The sequence below is a fragment of the Mesorhizobium metallidurans STM 2683 genome, assembly GCF_000350085.1.
GTDB classification, from domain to species: Bacteria; Pseudomonadota; Alphaproteobacteria; order Rhizobiales; family Rhizobiaceae; genus Mesorhizobium; species Mesorhizobium metallidurans.
In genome coordinates this window covers 16567-35132 of record NZ_CAUM01000057.1, presented here as the reverse complement: position 1 = coordinate 35132, position 18566 = coordinate 16567, and the positions used below count along the sequence as shown (strand labels likewise).

Sequence of the window (18566 nt, the reverse complement as noted above, 5' to 3'; positions counted from 1 at the left end):
TGGAAGAAGGTATCGTTCCGGGCGGCGGCGTCGCGCTGCTGCGCGCGAGATCCGCGCTGGTCGGGCTGGCCGGCGCCAATGCCGATATGACGGCCGGCATTTCGATCGTGCTGCGGGCGCTCGAGGCGCCGATCCGCCAGATCGCCGAGAATTCCGGCGTCGAAGGCTCGATCGTTGTCGGCAAGCTTTCCGACAGCAAGGATCACAATCAGGGCTTTGACGCCCAGAACGAGATCTATGTCGACATGATCAAGGCCGGCATCGTCGACCCGGCAAAGGTGGTGCGGACCGCATTGCAGGACGCATGTTCGATCGCGGCCCTGCTGATTACTGCGGAAGCGATGATCAGCGACATCCCAGCCAAGGATGCCGCGCCTGCAGCCGGCGGCGGCATGGGCGGCTATTGACCATCGCCTAGACAGATCCGAAACGCCTGGCCAGCAGGGCCAGGCAACGACCCCAACATCAACCAGGAAGGAACTGTTCCGTGGCCACGCAAAGCAGCAAGCCATCTCTCGCGCGTCGATGGGAAGATTACCAGCCGGCTAAATCCACGCTTTTGTGGGCATGCGCGGCAACCGTCGTCGCCACGCTGATCATCGGTTTCAACTGGGGTGGCTGGGTGACCGGCGGCACCTCGCGCGCGCTGGCGGCGACTGCCGGCGATACGGCGCGCGGCGAGCTGGCCTCGGCGGTTTGCGTCGATCGCTTCAATACGGCGCCCGACGCGGCCGCCAAACTTGTCGAGTTCAAGGCCATAACCGACAGCTACCAGAAGTGGCAGTTCATCGAGAAAGGTGGCTGGGCGACCATGCCCGGAAAAACCTCGCCCGACAGGCTGGGTGCACAAAGCTGCGCGGTCGCTCTCGCCGCCTGACATCTTCGAGGTTTCCGAGAAAAGCGAACTTTTCACGAGATCCTGAAAAAAGCCGCCGGGCATCTTCCCCGGCGCGCGACCGCCGGCAAGGAGATCGATCCATGACTGCATTCGTCCCGAAGCCAAATGCTGTGGCGAAGACCAAAGTGACCGAGGAAAGCCGCTTCGATCGCATTCGCAGACTTGCCGATAAGCACAGGAAAGCTGATACCGGCACGATACGCCGCGACCCGCAAAAGACCGGCGACAAGCGGCCCATGTGACGCGCTGCCGCGTTACATCACGAAACCGGCGTTGCCCCACCCTCTCCGGTGCGCCGCGCTATGAATTCGTCGAGAGTGCCTGCTGTGGCGGCGGCCGAAGCCGGCGGCCGGAAGTCGGCCAGTGTGCGCTTCCAGACGCCGGTGGCGCGCTCGGTCGCCGTTTTTGACCCGGCCTGCGTCCAGTTGCCGAAATTCGACCAGTCGGCGACCAGCGGTTCGTAGAAGGCGGTGCGGTAACGCGCCATGGTGTGCCCGGCCGAGAAGAAATGCCCACCCGGCTGGACTTCGGCGATGGCCTCGAAACCGATCGCACTTTCGTCGCCAGGCGTCGAAGCGCAGAGTTCGGCAATGGTCTGCAACGCCTCGATATCCGTGATCAGCTTCTCGAAGGAGACGCTCAGGCCGCCTTCGAGCCAGCCGGCGGCATGGATGCAGACGGTGGCGCCGGCAAGCACCGAACCCCACAAAGCGAACTGCGTTTCGTGGGCCGCCTGCGCGTCCGAGATGTTGGCGGCGCTGCCGCCGCCGGACCGCCAAGGAAGGCCGGTGAAGCGGGCAAGCTGGCCGGCGCCGAGCGTTGCCTTGACATGTTCCGGCGTGCCGAAGGCCGGCGCGCCCGACTTCATGTCGACATTGGAGGAGAAGGAGCCGTAGACGACCGGCGCGCCCGGCCGCACGATCTGGGCTAGCGCCAGACCGGCCAGCGCCTCGGCGTGCTGCAATGTCAACGCGCCGGCGACGGTGATCGGCGCCATGGCGCCGGCCAGGCAGAAGGGCGTGATAACAGACACCTGCCCTGCCCGGGCGAAATCGATGATGCCTTGCGCCATCGGGATATCGAGCTGGCGCGGCGAGTTGGTGTTGATGACGGTATAGCAATGGGCGCCCGCGCGGAACTCGTCCTCCGACAGGCCGCGCGCCAGCCTGATCATGGCAAAACCGTCCTCGACCTGCGGCGTGCCGCGCGCGAAGATGAAGGGAAACTTGTCAGACAGCGTCAGCTGCGCGCGATTGACGGCATAGTGGCGGAAACGATTATCGATATCCTGCGGCTCGATGCAGGGGCAAAGCATATGCAGCACGTCGAAATGCTGAATGAGCTTGGTCAATTCCTCGAAAGCGGCGAATGTTCCCGGCCGCCGGCCGCGTTCAAGATCGGTCACATTGGGCGCGCCAGCTCCGGCCAGGAAAGTCATCGAGCCGAGTTCGAGCATCAAGTCGCGGCTACGGTCGCCCGCCAGCGCCCGGATCGATTTTGGCGCCGAGGCCAGCGCCGCGGCGACGATGTCGCGGCCGATGCACACCATCTGGCTTTCCTCGTCGACCAGTGCGCCGGCGCGGGCGAAGATGTCGCGCGCCTGCGGCAGCAGCACCTTGATGCCGAGTTCTTCCAGCACCCGCAACGCCGTGTCGTGGATGGCGGCGACCCGGTCGGCCGAAAAGACCGGCTGCGGCAGGAAGGGATTCTTCAGCGAGCGATAGTCCGGCCGCCGGCTGGATTCGCTGCCGGCCTCGCCGATGCGTCCGCGCCGGCGCTCGCGCCTGCTATCCCTTGCGGCATCATCGACCATGGCAGAACCTCCTCATTGCCGCATTGCCTTCCCCAGCGGATCGTAGGGAGAGGCCGCAATGACCTGTGCCGGCCGCTCGACGCCGACGATGTGCACAGACAAGGCGGTACCCTCCCCGGCGAAATCGCGGTCGACCAGTGCCAGCGCGAGGCTCTTGCCGACCGAATAGCCATAGCCGCCCGAGGTGACGAAGCCAATGCGACGGCCTTTGTGCCAGACCGGCTCGAAGCCGCTGGCATCGGCGTCGAGCGCATCCACCTCAAGCGTCACCAGGCACTGCGTGGTGGCGCTCTTGCGCTCTTTCAATGCAGCCTCGCGGCCGATGAAGCCGTCCTTGCCGAAGGCGATGAAACGGTCGAGGCCGGTCTGGCCCGGCGTATAGCCCTGGGTGAATTCGCGCGACCAGATGCCGAAGCTCTTTTCCAGCCTGAGCGCGTTGAGGGCGTAGAAGCCGATTTCGGCAAGGCCGAGATCCTCGCCGGCGGCGAGCAGCGTTTCGCGCAAGGTGGCATGCATGCTGGCCGGGCAGTTGATCTCGAAGCCGAGCTCGCCGGCAATCGACAGACGCGCGACACGCGCGCGCACCATGCCAATGTCGAATTCGCCGCAAGCCATAAAGGGCAAGGCCTCGGCCGAGACATCCTGATGCGTGGTGCGCGCGAGAACCGCCCGCGCCTTCGGTCCGGTGACGAGGAAGCCGGACATTGCGTCGGAGATGTCGGTAACGCTCGCGCCTTCCGCCGCATGCGCCTCGAACCAGCGCATGTGGAATTCCCTGAGATAGTAGGAGCCCATGATCCAGTAATCGCCGCCACCCCAGTTGAAGACGGTTAGATCGCCCTTCAGCCGGCTGTCATGGCCGAGCATCGGCGCGAGCTTCGCCTGCCCCGATTTCGGCAGCCTGCAGGCCAGCAGCCGGTCGAGCCAGGCCTCGGCGCCCGGACCCGAGACGGCATAGCGCGAAAAGGCCGATGTATCGACGAGGCCGGCCGCGCGCCGGACCTGCAGCACCTCGTCGCCGACGATATCGAAGGCGTTGGAGCGTTTCAGCGTGGTGTTTTCGCGAAAGCCCATGGGCGCGAAATAGACCGGGATTTCCAGCCCCCACGACGCCGTCCATTCGCATCCGGCCGCCGTCATGCCGTCATAGGCGCCGGGGCGCTTCAGCGGCCGGCCGGCTGGCAGACGCTCGTTGGGAAAGGTCATGACGAAGCGGCGCGCATAGAATTGCCGGGTCGTCTGCCGGAGATATTCTCGGTTGGCGGCAAAGGCGCCATAGCGGGCAATGTCCATGCCGAAGATGTCGGCCTGCGGTTCGCCATGGATCATCCACTCGGCCAGCGATTTGCCGACGCCGCCGCCCTGGCTGAAACCGGCCATGACCCCGCAGGCGACCCAGTAGTTGCTGACGCCGCGCACCGGCCCGACGATCGGGTTGCCGTCCGGCGTGAAGGTGAAGGCGCCGTTGACCCATTTGCGGATGCCCGCCGTTGCCAGGCAGGGAAAGCGCTCATAGGCCCTGGAAAGCTCCGGACTGATGCGCTCGATGTCTTCCGGGATCAGCTCGATGCCGTAATCCCACGGCGCGCCGTCCATGTTCCAGTGCTTCGGGTTCTGCTCATAAAGGCCGAGCAGGACGCCCTTGCGCTCCTGGCGGAGATAGGCAAAGCCGTCGAGATCGACGGCGAGGCCAAGCTCCTTGTCGAGCGCCGCGACCTCCGGAATGTCCTCGGTGACGAAATAGTGGTGCTCCATCGGCGTCACCGGCAGGTCGACGCCGACCATGCGGCCGAGCTGCTTTGCCCACAGACCGCCGGCGTTGACGACATGCTCCGCAACGATCGTGCCCTGCTCGGTGATGACGTCCCAGCCGCCGTCGGCGCGTGGCTTCAGGTCGAGGACGCGGTTGCGCAGGATGACATCGGCGCCGCGCTTTTTCGCCGCCCCGGCATAGGCGTGCGTCGTGCCGTAAGGGTCGAGATGGCCTTCGTTGGAATCGTAGAGGCCGCCCAGCACGTCGCTGACATCGACGATCGGGCAGATCGCCTTGATCTCCTCAGGGGTGACCAGCCGGGCGGTTTCGATGCCGACCGACTGGAACACGGCCCAGGCCGATTTCAGCCACTCCAAGCGGGCGGGATCGCTGGCCATGTTGACGCCGCCGGTCATGTGCAGGCCGGCATTCTGGCCGGATTCGGCCTCGATCTCGCGATAGAGCTTGATCGTATAGTCCTGCAGCGCCGCGACATTGGGATCGGCGTTGAGCGCATGGAACCCGGCCGCCGCGTGCCAGGTGGAGCCGGCCGTCAGTTCGGCACGCTCGATCAGCGCGACGTCTGTCCAGCCGAAGCGCGCCAGATGGTAGAGCACCGAGGCGCCAACCACACCACCCCCGATGACGACTGCACGATAGTGCGACTTCACGGCTTCCTCCGGGCTGTTTGACCCAGGTACCATATACGCACTGTACATATGTGTCTAGAGTATGGACATAGATGTCCAGTCGGCTTGCGTGTCGTTACCCGTCATGCCAATTGTGGGTGCATGATCATGATCGCTCCACAGGACGAGCCGGCGCCCGGCAACATCAAGGTGACGCGCTGGGACTGGATCAATCTTGCGCTGCAGACGCTGATTTCCGATGGCGTCGAAAGCGTGCGCGTGCTGTCGCTCGGCCAGAAGCTCGGCGTGTCGCGATCGAGCTTCTACTGGTATTTCCAGAGCCGCCAGGATCTGCTCGACCAGTTGCTCGCCCATTGGCACGAAACCAACACCAAGGCGATCGTCGAACGCGCGAGACGACCGGCCACAAGCATCATCATGGGCGTCTTGAACGTGTTCGAATGCTGGGCCGACGAGCGGCTGTTCGATCCCCGGCTCGACTTCGCCGTCCGTGAATGGGCGCGGCGTTCCGACGATGTGCGCCGGGCGATCGACCAGGCCGACGACGACCGGCTGAGCGCCATCCGCGACATGTATCGCCGGCACGGCTATGACGAGGAAGACGCCTTCATCCGCGCCCGGGTGCTCTACTACATGCAGATCGGCTATTATGTGCTCGACCTCAAGGAGCCGGTCGAGGCACGGGTCAGCCATCTCGCGGCCTATCTGCGCAGCTTCACCGGCCAGGAGCCTGACGAGGCCGACGTGGCGCATTTCATGCGCTTTATGGCGGCGCGGTGACATCGGAGGCTTGCGCGCTTGCAACAAGCGCGCCCTTTTCGATCAACAGACCTCCCGCATGAGCCTCCCTTACCCTTGTGAGCAACGCCGAAATGGACGCATAGTCTTTGGCAATGCACCGCCCTGAAATTGCCCGCTCGCGGTTCTCAGGTCGCGGTGGGGGATTTCGGGAATGGCCAGTCCTTTGAAGCCACGCAAGAGAAGAGGCCCGATCGCCGCAAGGCTGCTCGCGGTCGATGCGTGGCTCGATTCCTCGCTCTACGAGATCGGCTTCAAGGCGCGCCAGTTCTGGGAAGCGGCCACAATTTTTTTCCGGCGTTTTCGCGTCACCGGCTGGCGCCGCTGCATTATCGAATTCTTGAGCGAAGGTTTCACGCTCGGCGCCGGCGGCATCGTCGTCATGCTGGCGCTCGCCATGCCGGCTTTCCAGGAAACGGCCGGCGACTGGCGCGCCCAGGGCGACTTTGCCGTCACCTTCCTCGACCGCTACGGCAACGAGATCGGCCAGCGCGGCATGATCCAGCGCGATTCGGTGCCGGTCGACGAGATGCCCGACCAGGTCATCAAGGCGGTGCTGGCCACCGAGGACCGGCGTTTCTTCGATCATCACGGCATCGATGTGCTCGGCCTTTCCAGGGCGATATTCGAGAATGTGCGGGCCAACTCCGTCGTCCAGGGCGGATCGAGCATCACCCAGCAGCTCGCCAAGAACCTGTTCCTGACCAATGAACGGACGCTGGAGCGCAAGATCAAGGAAGCCTTCCTGTCGCTGTGGCTCGAAGCCAATCTGTCGAAGAAGGAGATCCTCCAGCTCTATCTCGACCGCGCCTATATGGGCGGCGGCACCTTCGGCATCGAGGCGGCCGCCGATTTCTATTTCGGCAAGAGCGTCAAGGACCTGAACCTCGCCGAGGCGGCGATGCTGGCCGGCCTGTTCAAGGCGCCGACCAAATACGCGCCGCATATCAACCTGCCGGCGGCCCGCGCGCGGGCCAATGTGGTGCTGTCCAACCTGGTCGATGCCGGCTTCATGACCGAGGGCCAGGTGCTGCAGGCGAGGCTCAATCCGGCCGAAATCGTCGACCGCGGCGCGCAGAAGAGCCCGGACTATTACCTCGACTGGGCCTTCGACGAGATCAAGAGGATCGCAGCCAAGTCCGGCCAGCATTCGCTGGTCGCGCACACCACTTTCGACCCCAACATCCAGAAGGCGGCGGAAGAATCGATGGAGTTCCATCTCCGTCAGTTCGGCAAGGAGTATAACGTCACCGAAGGCGCCATGGTCGTCATCGAGACCAATGGCGCGGTCAGGGCGATCGTCGGCGGGCGCGACTATGGCGCCAGCCAGTTCAACCGCGCCACCAAGGCGCTGCGCCAGACCGGCTCGTCGTTCAAACCCTATGTCTACGCGACGGCCATGGAACACGGCTTCACGCCGAACTCAGTCGTTTCCGGCGGGCCGATCTCCTGGGGTGGCTGGTCGCCTCGCAATTACAACGGCGGATCGGCCGGCAACGTCACGCTGATCACCGCGATCGCCAAATCGATCAACACCGTGCCGGTGCGGCTGGCCAAGGACTATCTCGGCATCAAGCCGATCAAGGCGATGGCGGAGGCGATGGGCGTCGAATCGCCGCTCGAATCGCACAAGACCATGGTGCTCGGCACATCGGGCATGACCGTGATGGACCAGGCGACAGGCTACAGCGTGTTCGCGCAGAACGGCTTTGCCGGCACCCGGCACGGCATTTCGCAGCTCGTAACCCGTACCGGCGAAGTGGTCTACGACTTCGCCAAGGACGCGCCGCCGCCGCACCGTGTGCTGTCGGAACAGGCGCTCAAATACATGAACACGATGCTGGCGGCGGTGCCGGTGATGGGCACGGCGCGGCGCGCGGCCCTTCCCAACATCGTTTCCGCCGGCAAGACCGGCACCACCCAGTCCTATCGCGATGCCTGGTATGTGGGCTTCACCGGCAACTACACCGCCGCCGTCTGGCTCGGCAATGACGACTTCACCCCGACCAGGAACATGACCGGCGGCACGCTGCCGGCCATGGTGTGGCAACGCCTGATGATCTACGCGCACCAGAACATCGACCTCAAGCCGATTCCCGGTCTCGACAAGCCCTTCGTCGACGAAGAGGTCGCGGCCAAGGCCGAGGAGGCGGAGAAGAAAAATGCCGAGAAGGCAGCGGCTGACGCCGCCGCCGAGCGGCCGCCAGTGCTGTCCAGCCAGACCACGCAGGCGCTGCGGGACATGACCAGGCTGTTCCAGTCGGCGCCTGTCCTCCAGCCCCCCGCGGCGCCGGAGACCCTGTCGGCGCTTTGATTGGCGCGAGCTCAGCGCCGGGCCAGCGGAGCGGCAATCCGGCGGCCACGCTTGCCATGGCCCCCTGCCCCGCGATATCCCGAGCGGCGCTTCTGCTTTCTCACCCGCGGCTCTTCATGCTCAAGAACGCCTTGCTCACGCTGCTTTCGCTTGCCATAGCCATCGGCGGCGGTGGCGGCAGCGTCTGGTATGCCCTGAAGACGCAGGACGGTGTCGGGGCGATCAGGATCGGCCAATGGACGGCGTTCCCCGACATCGGCACGCCGGCGGCGGACCCCTATTCGAAGGCCCGCGTGGCGCGCGAAGGCGTGCTCGCGCTCGGGCGGGCAGAGGGGTTGTCCTTCATCGCCGAGCGCGACTCCGGCGGCGAACAGCTCTTGCGCCAATGCACCTACACGATCGAAGGCGGATTTCCCACGGCGCGGTTCTGGACCCTCTATGCCGCCGATCAGTCGCTCGGCGTCGTTCAGACCGGCAGGGCAAGGCTCGCGGCGCTTCAGTCCTACCAGGTCCTGCGCCAGCCCGACAATTCGGTGATCATTTCCGTCGGCAGCCGCCCGGCGCCGGGCAATTGGCTGCTGACCGAGGGCGCTGGCCGGATGTATTTCGTGCTGACATTCTACGACACGCCGATCGCCAGCAGCACGGGTCTGTCCGATGTCACGCTGCCGCGGATCCTGAGGGTCGGCTGCAATGCGTAAGCTGTTGCACGCCATCCTGCTCGGCCTGCTCGGTGCCGGCATCGTGCATATCATCGTGCTGCTGCTTGTTCCGGAATTTTCCGAACGCGATGCCTGGTCGCGTCTGGCCATGGCCTCGGACCTCTACAAGATGACCAGGCTGGACGCGGAGGCCGGCGGCGCTCCGGTGGTGAAATCGGTCGATCCGCTGTTTTACGCGGCCGCCTGCCGGTTCGATCTGGCCGACGGCATGGTAAGGGTCAAGGCGCCGGGGAACGTGCCGTTCTGGTCCGTATCCGTCTATAACCGCAGCGGCCACAATGTCTATTCCTTCAACGATCGCAGCACGACGGGGCTGCTCGACAGCGTGGTGCTGACGCCCGCACAGATGATCGAGGTACGCAAGGATCTTCCCGAGGAATTGCAAGGGGCGATCTTCGTCGAAGCGCCCATCGACGAAGGCATATTCGTCATCCGCGCCTTTGTGCCCGACGATAGCTGGAAGCCAACCGTGTCGCGGTTTCTCGATCGGGGTTCCTGCGAGCTGCAGGATTTCTAAGCTGATCCCGAAACTCAGTGGTGCGGAACAGGCAGCGTTCCCGACGAGCTGGGCGTCGTCCCGGACGAGCCTGGCTTGTCCGGACCGGCGCCCGGCCGCGCCTCGCCCGTCAGCGACTGCTGTTCATAGCGGACGCCGGGAAAGATGATCACCGCCGCCGGTGTTCCGGTGTTTCGATTTGCTCGATTGGTTGCCGCCGTTCGCGGCACGAAAGACAATACCATGCCCATGGTTCGTGCATTCCTCTCGGTTGCCCCGGAGCATAACGCAACGCCTCCAATTCTGATTAAGGATGGCAGTAGGTTAACGCAACGCTAACGGATCGTCGCTAACTTGATCTTTGTTCTAAGGTCAGGAGATCCTGACCCGTGGCAATCGCTAAACCGACACAGTCCCGGTTGAGCGTGGTCCAGATTGTGTCGAGTGTCGGGCGTATCCTCCGTGTCATCTTCGGATTTCAGGCAAATCGCTATACGGGCTGAATCGGGAAAGGCCGAAAGGCTGTTCCGTGCGGCGGTATCGGCATTCTGCTCACTCACCCGTCCCTCGCGCCGGGAGATTGCGCAACTTGAAGATCTGACGCTTCCGCTTTTCGACAATGTGTCGGTCGAGTCGCGCCGCTATGTCGCCGCAGCGCTTTCCGAATGCGAATATGCGCCTGCCGCGCTGGTCAGGCGGCTTTGCGAGGAACCGGTCGATATCGCCGCGCCGCTGCTTATCCGCTCGCGCGCCGTCAGCGACGTCGACCTCATCGCGCTCATCGGGCGTCACGGGCTGCCGCATGCGCGCGCCATTGCGCGGCGTAGGGATTTGAACCCGACCATTGCCCAGCTGATCAGGGCGCTCGAAAAGCCGACGCTGGTTCGCTTGCGGCAGCCCGACGCGGTCGCTGATGCGCCCGAGAGCGCCGAAATCGCTCCTGCCGTCCCTGACAGAAAGCCGCTACCCGGCGCCAGCGCCGAAAATGCACGACGCCGGCTGCGGTCGATGATGCGCGCCGAGGCGGAGAGCGGCGGGGCGGCGGTCAATCCGTTCGTCGGCGCGCAAACCTATGTCAAACTGCGTGAGACGGCGCTGACCGGCAACGCGGCATTCTTCCAGACCGCGCTCGCCGACGCGCTCGACATCGACTTTTCAACGGCGCGGTCGCTCACCGCAAGCCAGAACTATACGTCGCTGCTGGCCGCCTTGCGCGCGCTAGACCTCAGCGAGGACAAGGCGTTCCTGATCGCGGTCGCCGTCTATCCCACCGCGTTTCCGCATCCACAGGCGATCCGCATCTTCCTCGACCGTTACCGCCTGCTGCATCGCGACACGGCACTGGACAAGGTCCGCAACTGGAAAGCCGAGACATTATCGCGCGCGGTTGGCGGCATCGTGCGCGCCGCCGCGAATGCCGATATGCGCGTGGCGCAAGGCAGCGACAATGGTTCCGCGGTCGCCAGCCTCAAGGCATCTTGACGGCAATGAGATCCTCGACCGGAACGGCGCCGGCCTCGATCTCCACCACCCAGATATCGGGATCGAATTTTTTCTCCCTCTCCAGCCTTGCGTCGAGCGCGGCGGCATCCTCGCCAGCGCCGAGCAGGCTGAAGAAACGTTCATCGGGCTTGGCCGAATCGTAGCTCGTCTGCGGCGCCGGTCCGAACAAGGCAAGCTCGCCCAGCCTGCCCCGCGCCAGCACAAAGACAGCGCCGGCCTCGGTCGCGCCGCGCTTGACCACGGCGGCAAAGCCGCCGGCGCCGAAAACCCGGCGCAGAAGGGCCGACACCCACAGATCGGTGGTTACGCGCATGGCAGGGTCCTGAACATGCGACGGTACTTACAGCATCGGCAAGCGCATGGAACCCGAAAATCGGAATGGATCCTGGCCGCGAAACAGGTCAGTTGGTGAGGCCGATTTCGCGCATCTTGACGTAGACGACCTCGTCCGGTTCACCGGTTTCCGGCAGTCCGAACAGCGACTGGAATTCCTTGATCGCGGCCTTGGTGCGGGCGCCGACCACACCATCGAGCTGCATGTCGTCATTGCCGAATGCTTTCAGCCCGGCCTGGATCTTGATGATGCGGGCATCGGGCGCCGGCGCTGCCGCACTTGCCGGCACCGATGCCGGAATGGGGATAGCGGCCGTCTGGTCCGGGCGAGGCGCCGGATGCGGCACGGTCGAGGCGGTTGGCGTGGCGCCCAACTGATCGAGCAACACGCTGTCGATATCGCCGGAAGCGTTGAGCCCGACCTTCTGCTGATAGGCCTGGATGGCCTTGCGCGTGTTGGGGCCGGTAATGCCATCCACGGTACCGGAATAGAAGTCGAGGTCCTTCAATATGCCCTGGACCTGTTCGACGACCGGATCGCTCTTGACCGGGTCTGGGCCAGGCCGCACGATGTTGATGGTCGTTTCGGGCTCGTCGGTGTCGGTGCGAGGAAAGGCCTCGATGCTCCTGGTGGCGAAAAACGCGCCGGCATGCGGAAAGGGCTGATACCACAGGGCATTCGCCGAGACATAGAGCAGCGTCACCAGAAAGGCGGTTGAGCCGCCGACCAGAACCGGATTGCGCGAAATCATGCTGCCAACCGCGACCGCGCCGCCCTGAAGGGCGTTGCCGCGGCGCCTGACCGCCTTAGGCTGTTTTGCGGAGCGAGCCATTCCTGTCCCCTTCCCCTTTCGTCCTGGCCGCAGGCATCGGCAACACGCCGGGCTTGTCGGTCGAACGTCCCCTCGGTCCCTTCACTGGCAGGCTGATCGTGACCGTGGTGCCCTCACCCGGCATGCTCTCGATCGACATGGTGCCGTCGTGCAGCGCCACAAGGCCCTTGACCAGCGACAGGCCGAGGCCGGTTCCCTCGAAGCGGCGCGTGTAGTCGTTCTGGATCTGCATGAACGGCTTGCCGAGATTTTCGAAATCTTCCTCGGCAATGCCAATGCCGGTGTCCCTGACCCAAAAATGCAGTCGCGAGCCGATCCGCTTGGCGCCGACCACGACATCGCCGCCATCGGGCGTGAACTTGACGGCGTTGGAGACGAGGTTGATGAGGATCTGCTGCACGGCGCGACGATCGGCATTTATCTCGCCCGCATCCGGCGCGATCTGCGTTTGCAGGTCGATGTTCTTTGCCTCGGCCTGCAAGCGCATCATCGACTGGCACATTTCGACCGCTTCGACGAAACGGAAGGGTTCCGGCTCGGTCGCATAGGCGCCGGACTCGATCCTTGAAACGTCGAGTATCGAGGTGACGACGGCAAGCAAATGCTGGCCGGACTCCCTGACCAGGCCGACATATTCCTTCTGGCGGGGATCCTTGAAGCCGCCGAACATTTCGTGCAGCAGCATGTCGGAAAAACCGATGATGGCATTGAGCGGCGTGCGAAGCTCGTGGCTGACGACCGCCAGGAACCGCCCCTTCGCCACTTCGGCGGAAGCCGCCGCCTCGTTCGCGGCGGCAAGGTCTTGGCGCAATCGGGCTACTTCGCCGTTCTCGCGCAGGACGAGCGTGAAGACATCCTGCTGTTTTTCCAACCGCGCCAGCTCAAGGGAAAACGGCCGGTAATTGTCCGCCGTCGCGCCACCGCCGTCCTGCGGCAGCCGGACGCGAAGATCGAGCCGGCGCACCAACGCGCCATCGCGCATGTCAGCCAGCGCGCTGAGGTATGCCACACGATCAGAGAGATGAATCCGGTCGAACAGGCCGGTGCCGAACAGCAGTTCCGGTTGCAGCTTCAGGAGCGTGCGCGCCTTGGCCGACGCATCCTGAACCTCGCCATGCCTGCCGACCCGCAACACAACGGCGTCGATGATGTTCTCGAGCCGATCGTCGGCAGCCGGGTCAAGCCGCGCGCCGGCCGGATTGCCAAGTGCCGCGAGGCGAGGAACAAGCGTGAACGCCCAGGCCAGCGGCAGCAGCCAGTGCCAGGCGGCAATCTCCGTCGGGCTGAGCGGCAAGACAGAACCGGCAAAATATTGCAGAAGGACAGCTGCGAGCGCGGCTACGCACCCCCACAGCGCCGCGCGCCGCGAGCCGCCGATCCACCAGGCCTCGAACGGCAGTGCCAGGGAAAGCAGAGCGACCGGCGAGGCCAGGCCTCCCGCCGCGGCAATGACACCGGCCACAGCCAGACCACCCATCGCCAGGGCGGCCCGTCCGGCAAGCGCCATCTTGCCCGTCGCCGCCACCAGCAAAGCCGCAAACCAGCAAAGGCCGAAACTGGCGAAGATTGCAGCCACGGTGACTGCCGCGCCCATGCCTGAGGTGACCAGCGTGACCGCGGCGCCCGCGGCAAAGAACGGAGCGGCCAGCATGACGCCGATGAAGCGGCGCTGGCGCAGGCGATCGTTCTGCTCAAGGATGGATGGATGAACCATACGCTCGCAACCGGCCGCCATCGCGCCGGGCAACTCAACGTATCTGGCCCCGATCGAACTCAACGCACTTGCACCCGGTCGTGAAACTGTCCTGCTTCGCAGGTCGCTCTTATTGATCTGAAACTCGCATCCAGCGTTTAAGGAATGGATAAGGCGGGGCCGACCAATGCCCGGCATGTGACAAATATTGGGAGGCCGGCGGCGGAAAGCCGGGGCAATTGCAGCCATAGTAAACGGAGGGTTATCCAGGCGGGCTGCGATTGCGCGCCGGACAATCGGCGACAGCGCATCGCCATCTTGCAGAAAATACTAGAAAAACAGATAGTTATATGGTTACTTTCCACTTAAGGAAATCGACCGGATTTGAAGCAAATCCATCGCAAAACGCTTCGTTTCGAATTTGCCTAAAATTTGAGGAAAATTTTCGCTGACCAGGCAAGCCGTCCTTTGCGCGCATGTGCCACGATCATGCCCATAAAAGAGGTCATGCCGCACGAAGGCATGATCCGGAGTCACGGATGAGGGCAGGCATATGAGCTTTCTGATAAGAATGGCTTTCTGGTTTTCGCTGGTGCTTCTGGCGTTGCCGTTGAGTGTCGGAACCGACGAGGCTGGTCGCCAAAGCGTCGGTCCTCTCCAGGCTCTGTTTGCGGCGCGCGAAGCGGTCGGCGACATTGCCGGCATATGCGAACGCAAGCCCGACGTCTGCGAAACCGGCAAATCGGCGATGCATACGATCACTGCCCGCGCCAAGGAGACCGCCAAGATCGCGGCCGCCATGCTGGACGACAAGCAGGCCGACGACGGGCAGACAGCCAAGCCCGACACCACGGTCGCGACCGGCAGCGTGGCCAAGACTATCGTGCTGCCAGCGACAGTCGAGATACCGGCAGAGCTATCGACGACCAATTGAGACGGTTTGCGCCATTTTGGCGACACCGCAGGCGCGTCAGACCTCTCGACGTCCGCGGTTTTTTTCCTCTTTTTCCGTGACGCGGCAGCGCCGGGTGACTATATCCGGGGTGATGACCACAACGATCCAGACGATACGCGACGACTTTACCCTGCTCGACGAGTGGGAAGACCGCTATCGCTATGTGATCGAACTGGGTGAAGCGCTGCCGCCGTTTGCCGACGCCGACCGCAACCCTGCCAACAAGGTGCCCGGCTGCGTCAGCCAGGTGTGGTTGACCACCGAACAAGGACCGGGCGCCGACCCGGTCATCACCTTCAAGGGCGATTCGGACGCCCATATCGTGCGCGGCCTCGTCGCCATCATGCTGACGCTGTTTTCGGAGCGACCCGCCAGCGAGATCCAGAACACCGACGCCGAAGCCACTTTGAAGGCGCTCGGCCTTGACGAACACCTGTCGCCGCAGCGCGCCAATGGTCTTCGTTCGATGGTCAAGCGCATCAAGCGCGACGCCGAGGCTGCCTTGAAGCAGACCGCTTAATCCCTCCAAAGCAAAACGGCGCCCTTCGGGCGCCGTCACTTGTCGTATCCAGGCTGCGATGCGAGCTTGCTTCAGCGCCCCTTGCGCTTGCGACCGAGACCCATCTTCTTGGCAAGCTGGGAGCGGGCAGCAGCATAGTTTGGAGCAACCATCGGATAGCTTGCGTCCAGACCCCACTTTTCGCGATATTCGTCCGGCGTCAGACCGTAATGGGTCATCAAATGACGCTTCAGCGATTTGAACTTCTTGCCGTCCTCAAGACAGACGATGTAGTCGTCATGGACGGAGCGTTTCGGGTTTACAGCCGGCTTCTGCTTGTCGGCAGGAGGCTGTTCGCTGGCACCGCCCACGCGCCCGAGAGCTGCGTGGACATCAGCGATAAGGTTCGGCAGTTCGCCGACCGGCACCGGATTGTTGCTGACATAGGCGGCCACCACATCGGCCGTCAATTCGATCAGCGCATCACTGTTTCTGGAAGGTGTTTCGACAATATCCATGATCTTCACGGCCCCAACGAGAGTTGTTTCTGTCTGCGCCCTTTTTTGAAAGGTCGGGCATCGCGCGAACTTTTTGCAGGAAAGAGCCTCTACGATTCGCGTCGCGGCATCTTAATGGGCCTGTAGATCAAGTAAGTCAATTCGCTTCTTGTGCTATATTCGTCGATGTTAGTCAAATATTCCGCGATCAGCTTCAATCTTTCGTGCGCTGTGTAATTTTGGGATATTTGTCTGGTCAGACCAGCAACCGTTGACGCAACGTCAAGCCGCCTTTACATCCGTGATGTCCAGCAAAGAGATGTCAATGCTTGGCTATGCTTGACCATGGTGCATGGCTATCTGGTTGTTTCGAAAATCAACAAAACCACAGGTTGCGATGTGCTTGCGCTGCACATCAAAGCGCGTCGATTCATGCGACGCGCTTTAGGTTCCTGTTTTATGCATGCGTTGTCCCAAAACCGCTGCGCACTTTTGGGCGACATGCATTGGAGCCCGGCACAACAATGCATCCCGACCCTTGAACCCGCGCCGATCGGCGTGTTCATTCGCCATTCAAGTAACTTCCACAGCGAGACGCAATGACCAGAACCCCAGCATTTCCGACCGTCAGCCCGCCACAGCCAGAGAAGCGGCCGGTCTTCGACGTCCATCATGGAGTGACCCGGACGGACGACTATGCCTGGCTGAGAGCCGATAATTGGCAAGAGATGTTCAGGGATCCATCCCTGCTCGACAGCCACATCCGCGCTCAACTCGAAGCTGAGAATGCCTACCAGGCGGCGCTGATGGCTGACACAACTCCGCTGCAGAAGCAGCTTTTCGGAGAAATGAAGGGCCGCATCAAGGAAGACGATTCGTCCGCGCCGATGAAGGATGGGCCTTATGCTTACGGCTCGTCCTTCAAGCTTGGCGGCGAGCAGCCGCGCTATTTCCGCATGCCGCGCGATGGCGGCAACGAGCAGATCCTGCTCGATGGCGATGCGGAGGCCGAGGGCAAGGCTTATTTCCGCCTCGGCGGCGTCGATCATTCGGCCGATCATCAGAAGCTTTTGTGGGCGTTCGACGACAAGGGCTCCGAATTCTTCACGCTTCGCGTGCGCGACCTCGCCAGCGGCAACGAGCTGGCCGACCAGATTGCGGATACGGGCGGCGGCGGGGTGTGGGATGCCAGCGATGACGGATTTTTCTATACCCGCCTCGATTCCAACCATCGCCCTTCCAAAGTGCTGTTCCACGCCCTTGGCGACAGGCCTGAAAACGACCGGCTGATCTATGAGGAAACCGACCCCGGCTTCTTTATGAATGTCGGCGGCACCCGCTCCAACGAGTGGATCATGATCGGCATCAACGATCACGAGACCTCGGAATACCGCATCATGCGCGCCGACGGGCCGCTGACCGAACCGAAACTGGTTTGCCCGCGCGAGACCGGCCTGCAATACGACATCGAGGAAGGCGGCGACATCTTCTTCATTCTGACCAATGCCGACGGCGCCAAGGACTTCAAGATCATGACGACGCCGACCAGCGATCCGGTGCGCGCCAATTGGCAGGAACTGGTGCCGCACGAAGCGGGCCGGCTTATCCTGTCGGTGATCGGCTTCAGGGATCATATGGTCAGGCTCGAACGTAAGGAGGGCCTGCCGCGCATCGTTGTGCGCGACCGCAAGAGCGGCGAGGAACACCTCATCTCGCTCGACGAGGAAGCCTTCTCGCTCGGCCTATCGGGTTCCTACGAATACGATACCGAGATCATGCGTTTTTCCTATTCGTCGATGACGACGCCGGCGCAGGTCTTCGACTACAATATGCGCACCCGCGAGCGCGTGCTGCTGAAGACCCAGGAAGTCCCGTCCGGACACGACCCGGAACACTATGTGACGCGGCGGCTGATGGCGCCCGCCAGCGACGGCGAGCTGGTGCCGATCTCGCTCATCCATCACAGCGACACGCCGCTCGACGGATCGGCACCTTGCCTGCTCTATGGCTATGGTTCCTACGGCATCACGATGCCGGCCTCGTTCAACACCAACTGCCTTTCGCTGGTCGACCGCGGCTTTGTCTACGCGATCGCCCATGTCCGCGGCGGCAAGGACAAGGGCTACGGCTGGTACGACGACGGCAAGCGGGCGCACAAGATGAATACGTTCACGGATTTCATCGCCGTCGCGCATCATCTCGTCGCCGAGCGCTACACGGCGCACGACCGCATCGTCGCGCAAGGCGGCTCGGCCGGCGGCATGCTGATGGGCGCGATCGCCAACATGGCGCCGGAATGCTTCGGCGGCATCGTCGCCGAGGTTCCGTTCGTCGACGTGCTCACCACCATGCTCGACGCAACCTTGCCGCTGACGCCGCCGGAATGGCCGGAATGGGGCAATCCGATCGCTTCGCAAGAGGATTACCGCACGATCGCCGCCTACTCGCCCTACGACAATGTCGGCGCGCTCGACTATCCGCCGATCCTGGCGCTGGCCGGCCTCACCGATCCGCGCGTCACCTATTGGGAGCCGGCCAAATGGGTGGCGCGGCTGCGCGAGCGCAAGAGCGGCGACAATCCGGTGCTGTTCAAGATCAACATGGATTCGGGCCATGCCGGCGCATCCGGCCGGTTTTCCCGGCTGGAGGAGATCGCCTATACCTATGCCTTCGCGCTGAAGGTGGCGGGGAAGGCAGACCTTGCTGGAGGCGAACTTTTGAGCTGATTTTCCGCTCGCAATTGCAACGGCCGCGCGCTACCCAGTGCGCGGCTCACAGCCGCAACTGCCAATCACCCGGTCACGCCAAG

Annotated in this window: 19 protein-coding genes; 12 read left to right on the top strand and 7 right to left on the bottom strand. The window is 63.3% G+C overall.

Translation table 11 applies throughout. The features are described from left to right. The 3 genes from MESS2_RS10135 to MESS2_RS32695 all read left to right on the top strand — a co-directional run. Positions 1-407 (top strand): TCP-1/cpn60 chaperonin family protein (locus tag MESS2_RS10135; protein ID WP_040592629.1); only part of this gene is annotated, 407 nt, incomplete at its 5' end. An 80-nt stretch (positions 408-487) separates the two neighbouring features. Further along, positions 488-877, top strand: coding sequence for a hypothetical protein (locus MESS2_RS10130; protein WP_008874108.1), 390 nt, complete (start codon positions 488-490; stop codon positions 875-877). A 101-nt stretch (positions 878-978) separates the two neighbouring features. Beyond that, on the top strand, positions 979-1140 hold the full coding sequence (locus tag MESS2_RS32695) for a hypothetical protein (RefSeq protein WP_167332437.1): 162 nt from the start codon (positions 979-981) through the stop codon (positions 1138-1140). Positions 1141-1157: 17 nt separating this feature from the next. Here the strand turns inward: MESS2_RS32695 and MESS2_RS10125 are convergent, their stop codons facing one another. Both MESS2_RS10125 and MESS2_RS10120 read right to left on the bottom strand, forming a co-directional pair. Beyond that, positions 1158-2711, bottom strand: a complete 1554-nt coding sequence (locus tag MESS2_RS10125) for a trimethylamine methyltransferase family protein (protein WP_008874107.1) — start codon at positions 2709-2711, stop codon at positions 1158-1160. Positions 2712-2723: 12 nt separating this feature from the next. Continuing rightward, on the bottom strand, positions 2724-5135 hold the full coding sequence (locus tag MESS2_RS10120) for a GcvT family protein (RefSeq protein WP_008874106.1): 2412 nt from the start codon (positions 5133-5135) through the stop codon (positions 2724-2726). A gap of 120 nt (positions 5136-5255) precedes the next feature. Here MESS2_RS10120 and MESS2_RS10115 point away from each other — a divergent pair, with 120 nt between their 5' ends. The 4 genes from MESS2_RS10115 (at position 5256) to MESS2_RS10100 (ending at position 9465) form a co-directional block, all read left to right on the top strand. Beyond that, positions 5256-5894, top strand: coding sequence for a TetR/AcrR family transcriptional regulator (locus MESS2_RS10115; RefSeq protein WP_040592627.1), 639 nt, complete (start codon positions 5256-5258; stop codon positions 5892-5894). A 172-nt stretch (positions 5895-6066) separates the two neighbouring features. After that, positions 6067-8226 carry a transglycosylase domain-containing protein gene (locus MESS2_RS10110; RefSeq protein WP_008874104.1) on the top strand — a complete coding sequence of 720 codons (2160 nt, stop codon included), beginning with the start codon at positions 6067-6069 and terminating at the stop codon, positions 8224-8226. 116 nt (positions 8227-8342) lie between these two features. Next, positions 8343-8927, top strand: a complete 585-nt coding sequence (locus tag MESS2_RS10105; protein ID WP_008874103.1) for a DUF1214 domain-containing protein — start codon at positions 8343-8345, stop codon at positions 8925-8927. Further along, the gene (locus MESS2_RS10100; RefSeq protein WP_008874102.1) at positions 8920-9465 is read left to right on the top strand and encodes a DUF1254 domain-containing protein; all 546 of its coding nucleotides are present in this window, start codon (positions 8920-8922) and stop codon (positions 9463-9465) included. Before MESS2_RS10105 ends, MESS2_RS10100 begins: the two co-directional genes overlap by 8 nt. A 14-nt stretch (positions 9466-9479) precedes the next feature. Here the strand turns inward: MESS2_RS10100 and MESS2_RS10095 are convergent, their stop codons facing one another. Next, complete coding sequence (locus MESS2_RS10095) at positions 9480-9695, bottom strand: hypothetical protein (protein ID WP_040592626.1); 216 nt, start codon at positions 9693-9695, stop codon at positions 9480-9482. 211 nt (positions 9696-9906) lie between these two features. Here MESS2_RS10095 and MESS2_RS10090 point away from each other — a divergent pair, with 211 nt between their 5' ends. Next, positions 9907-10926, top strand: coding sequence for a hypothetical protein (locus MESS2_RS10090; protein ID WP_008874099.1), 1020 nt, complete (start codon positions 9907-9909; stop codon positions 10924-10926). On the opposite strand, the gene MESS2_RS10085 is transcribed toward MESS2_RS10090, so the two are convergent. From MESS2_RS10085 to MESS2_RS10075, 3 genes are all read right to left on the bottom strand, one after another. Next, complete coding sequence (locus tag MESS2_RS10085) at positions 10913-11260, bottom strand: DUF1491 family protein (RefSeq protein WP_008874098.1); 348 nt, start codon at positions 11258-11260, stop codon at positions 10913-10915. The two genes, MESS2_RS10090 and MESS2_RS10085, sit on opposite strands and share 14 nt — an antisense overlap. A gap of 88 nt (positions 11261-11348) precedes the next feature. Then, a complete protein-coding gene (locus MESS2_RS10080; protein ID WP_008874097.1) occupies positions 11349-12113 on the bottom strand; it encodes a peptidoglycan-binding domain-containing protein in 765 nt (254 codons plus the stop codon). Further along, positions 12088-13827 (bottom strand): sensor histidine kinase, encoded by a 1740-nt coding sequence (locus tag MESS2_RS10075; protein ID WP_008874096.1) that lies wholly within the window; start codon positions 13825-13827, stop codon positions 12088-12090. The genes MESS2_RS10080 and MESS2_RS10075 overlap by 26 nt, the downstream gene beginning before the upstream one ends. Positions 13828-14359: 532 nt before the next feature. On the opposite strand from MESS2_RS10075, the gene MESS2_RS10070 reads away from it, so the two are divergent. Together MESS2_RS10070 and MESS2_RS10065 are read left to right on the top strand one after the other, a co-directional pair. Continuing rightward, positions 14360-14740 (top strand): DUF5330 domain-containing protein, encoded by a 381-nt coding sequence (locus tag MESS2_RS10070; RefSeq protein ID WP_008874095.1) that lies wholly within the window; start codon positions 14360-14362, stop codon positions 14738-14740. Positions 14741-14852: 112 nt separating this feature from the next. Next, positions 14853-15281 carry a SufE family protein gene (locus MESS2_RS10065; protein ID WP_008874094.1) on the top strand — a complete coding sequence of 143 codons (429 nt, stop codon included), beginning with the start codon at positions 14853-14855 and terminating at the stop codon, positions 15279-15281. 71 nt (positions 15282-15352) lie between these two features. Here MESS2_RS10065 and MESS2_RS10060 read toward each other — a convergent pair whose 3' ends face one another. Beyond that, entirely contained in the window at positions 15353-15778 is a 426-nt protein-coding gene (locus tag MESS2_RS10060) for a Ros/MucR family transcriptional regulator (protein WP_006330963.1), read from the bottom strand. Positions 15779-16102: 324 nt separating this feature from the next. Here MESS2_RS10060 and MESS2_RS32210 point away from each other — a divergent pair, with 324 nt between their 5' ends. Continuing rightward, entirely contained in the window at positions 16103-16360 is a 258-nt protein-coding gene (locus MESS2_RS32210) for a hypothetical protein (RefSeq protein ID WP_157357661.1), read from the top strand. Continuing rightward, positions 16357-18483: a S9 family peptidase gene (locus MESS2_RS10055; protein WP_008874092.1), complete on the top strand. Its 2127-nt coding sequence runs from the start codon at positions 16357-16359 to the stop codon at positions 18481-18483. The genes MESS2_RS32210 and MESS2_RS10055 overlap by 4 nt, the downstream gene beginning before the upstream one ends. Positions 18484-18566 lie beyond the last annotated feature (83 nt).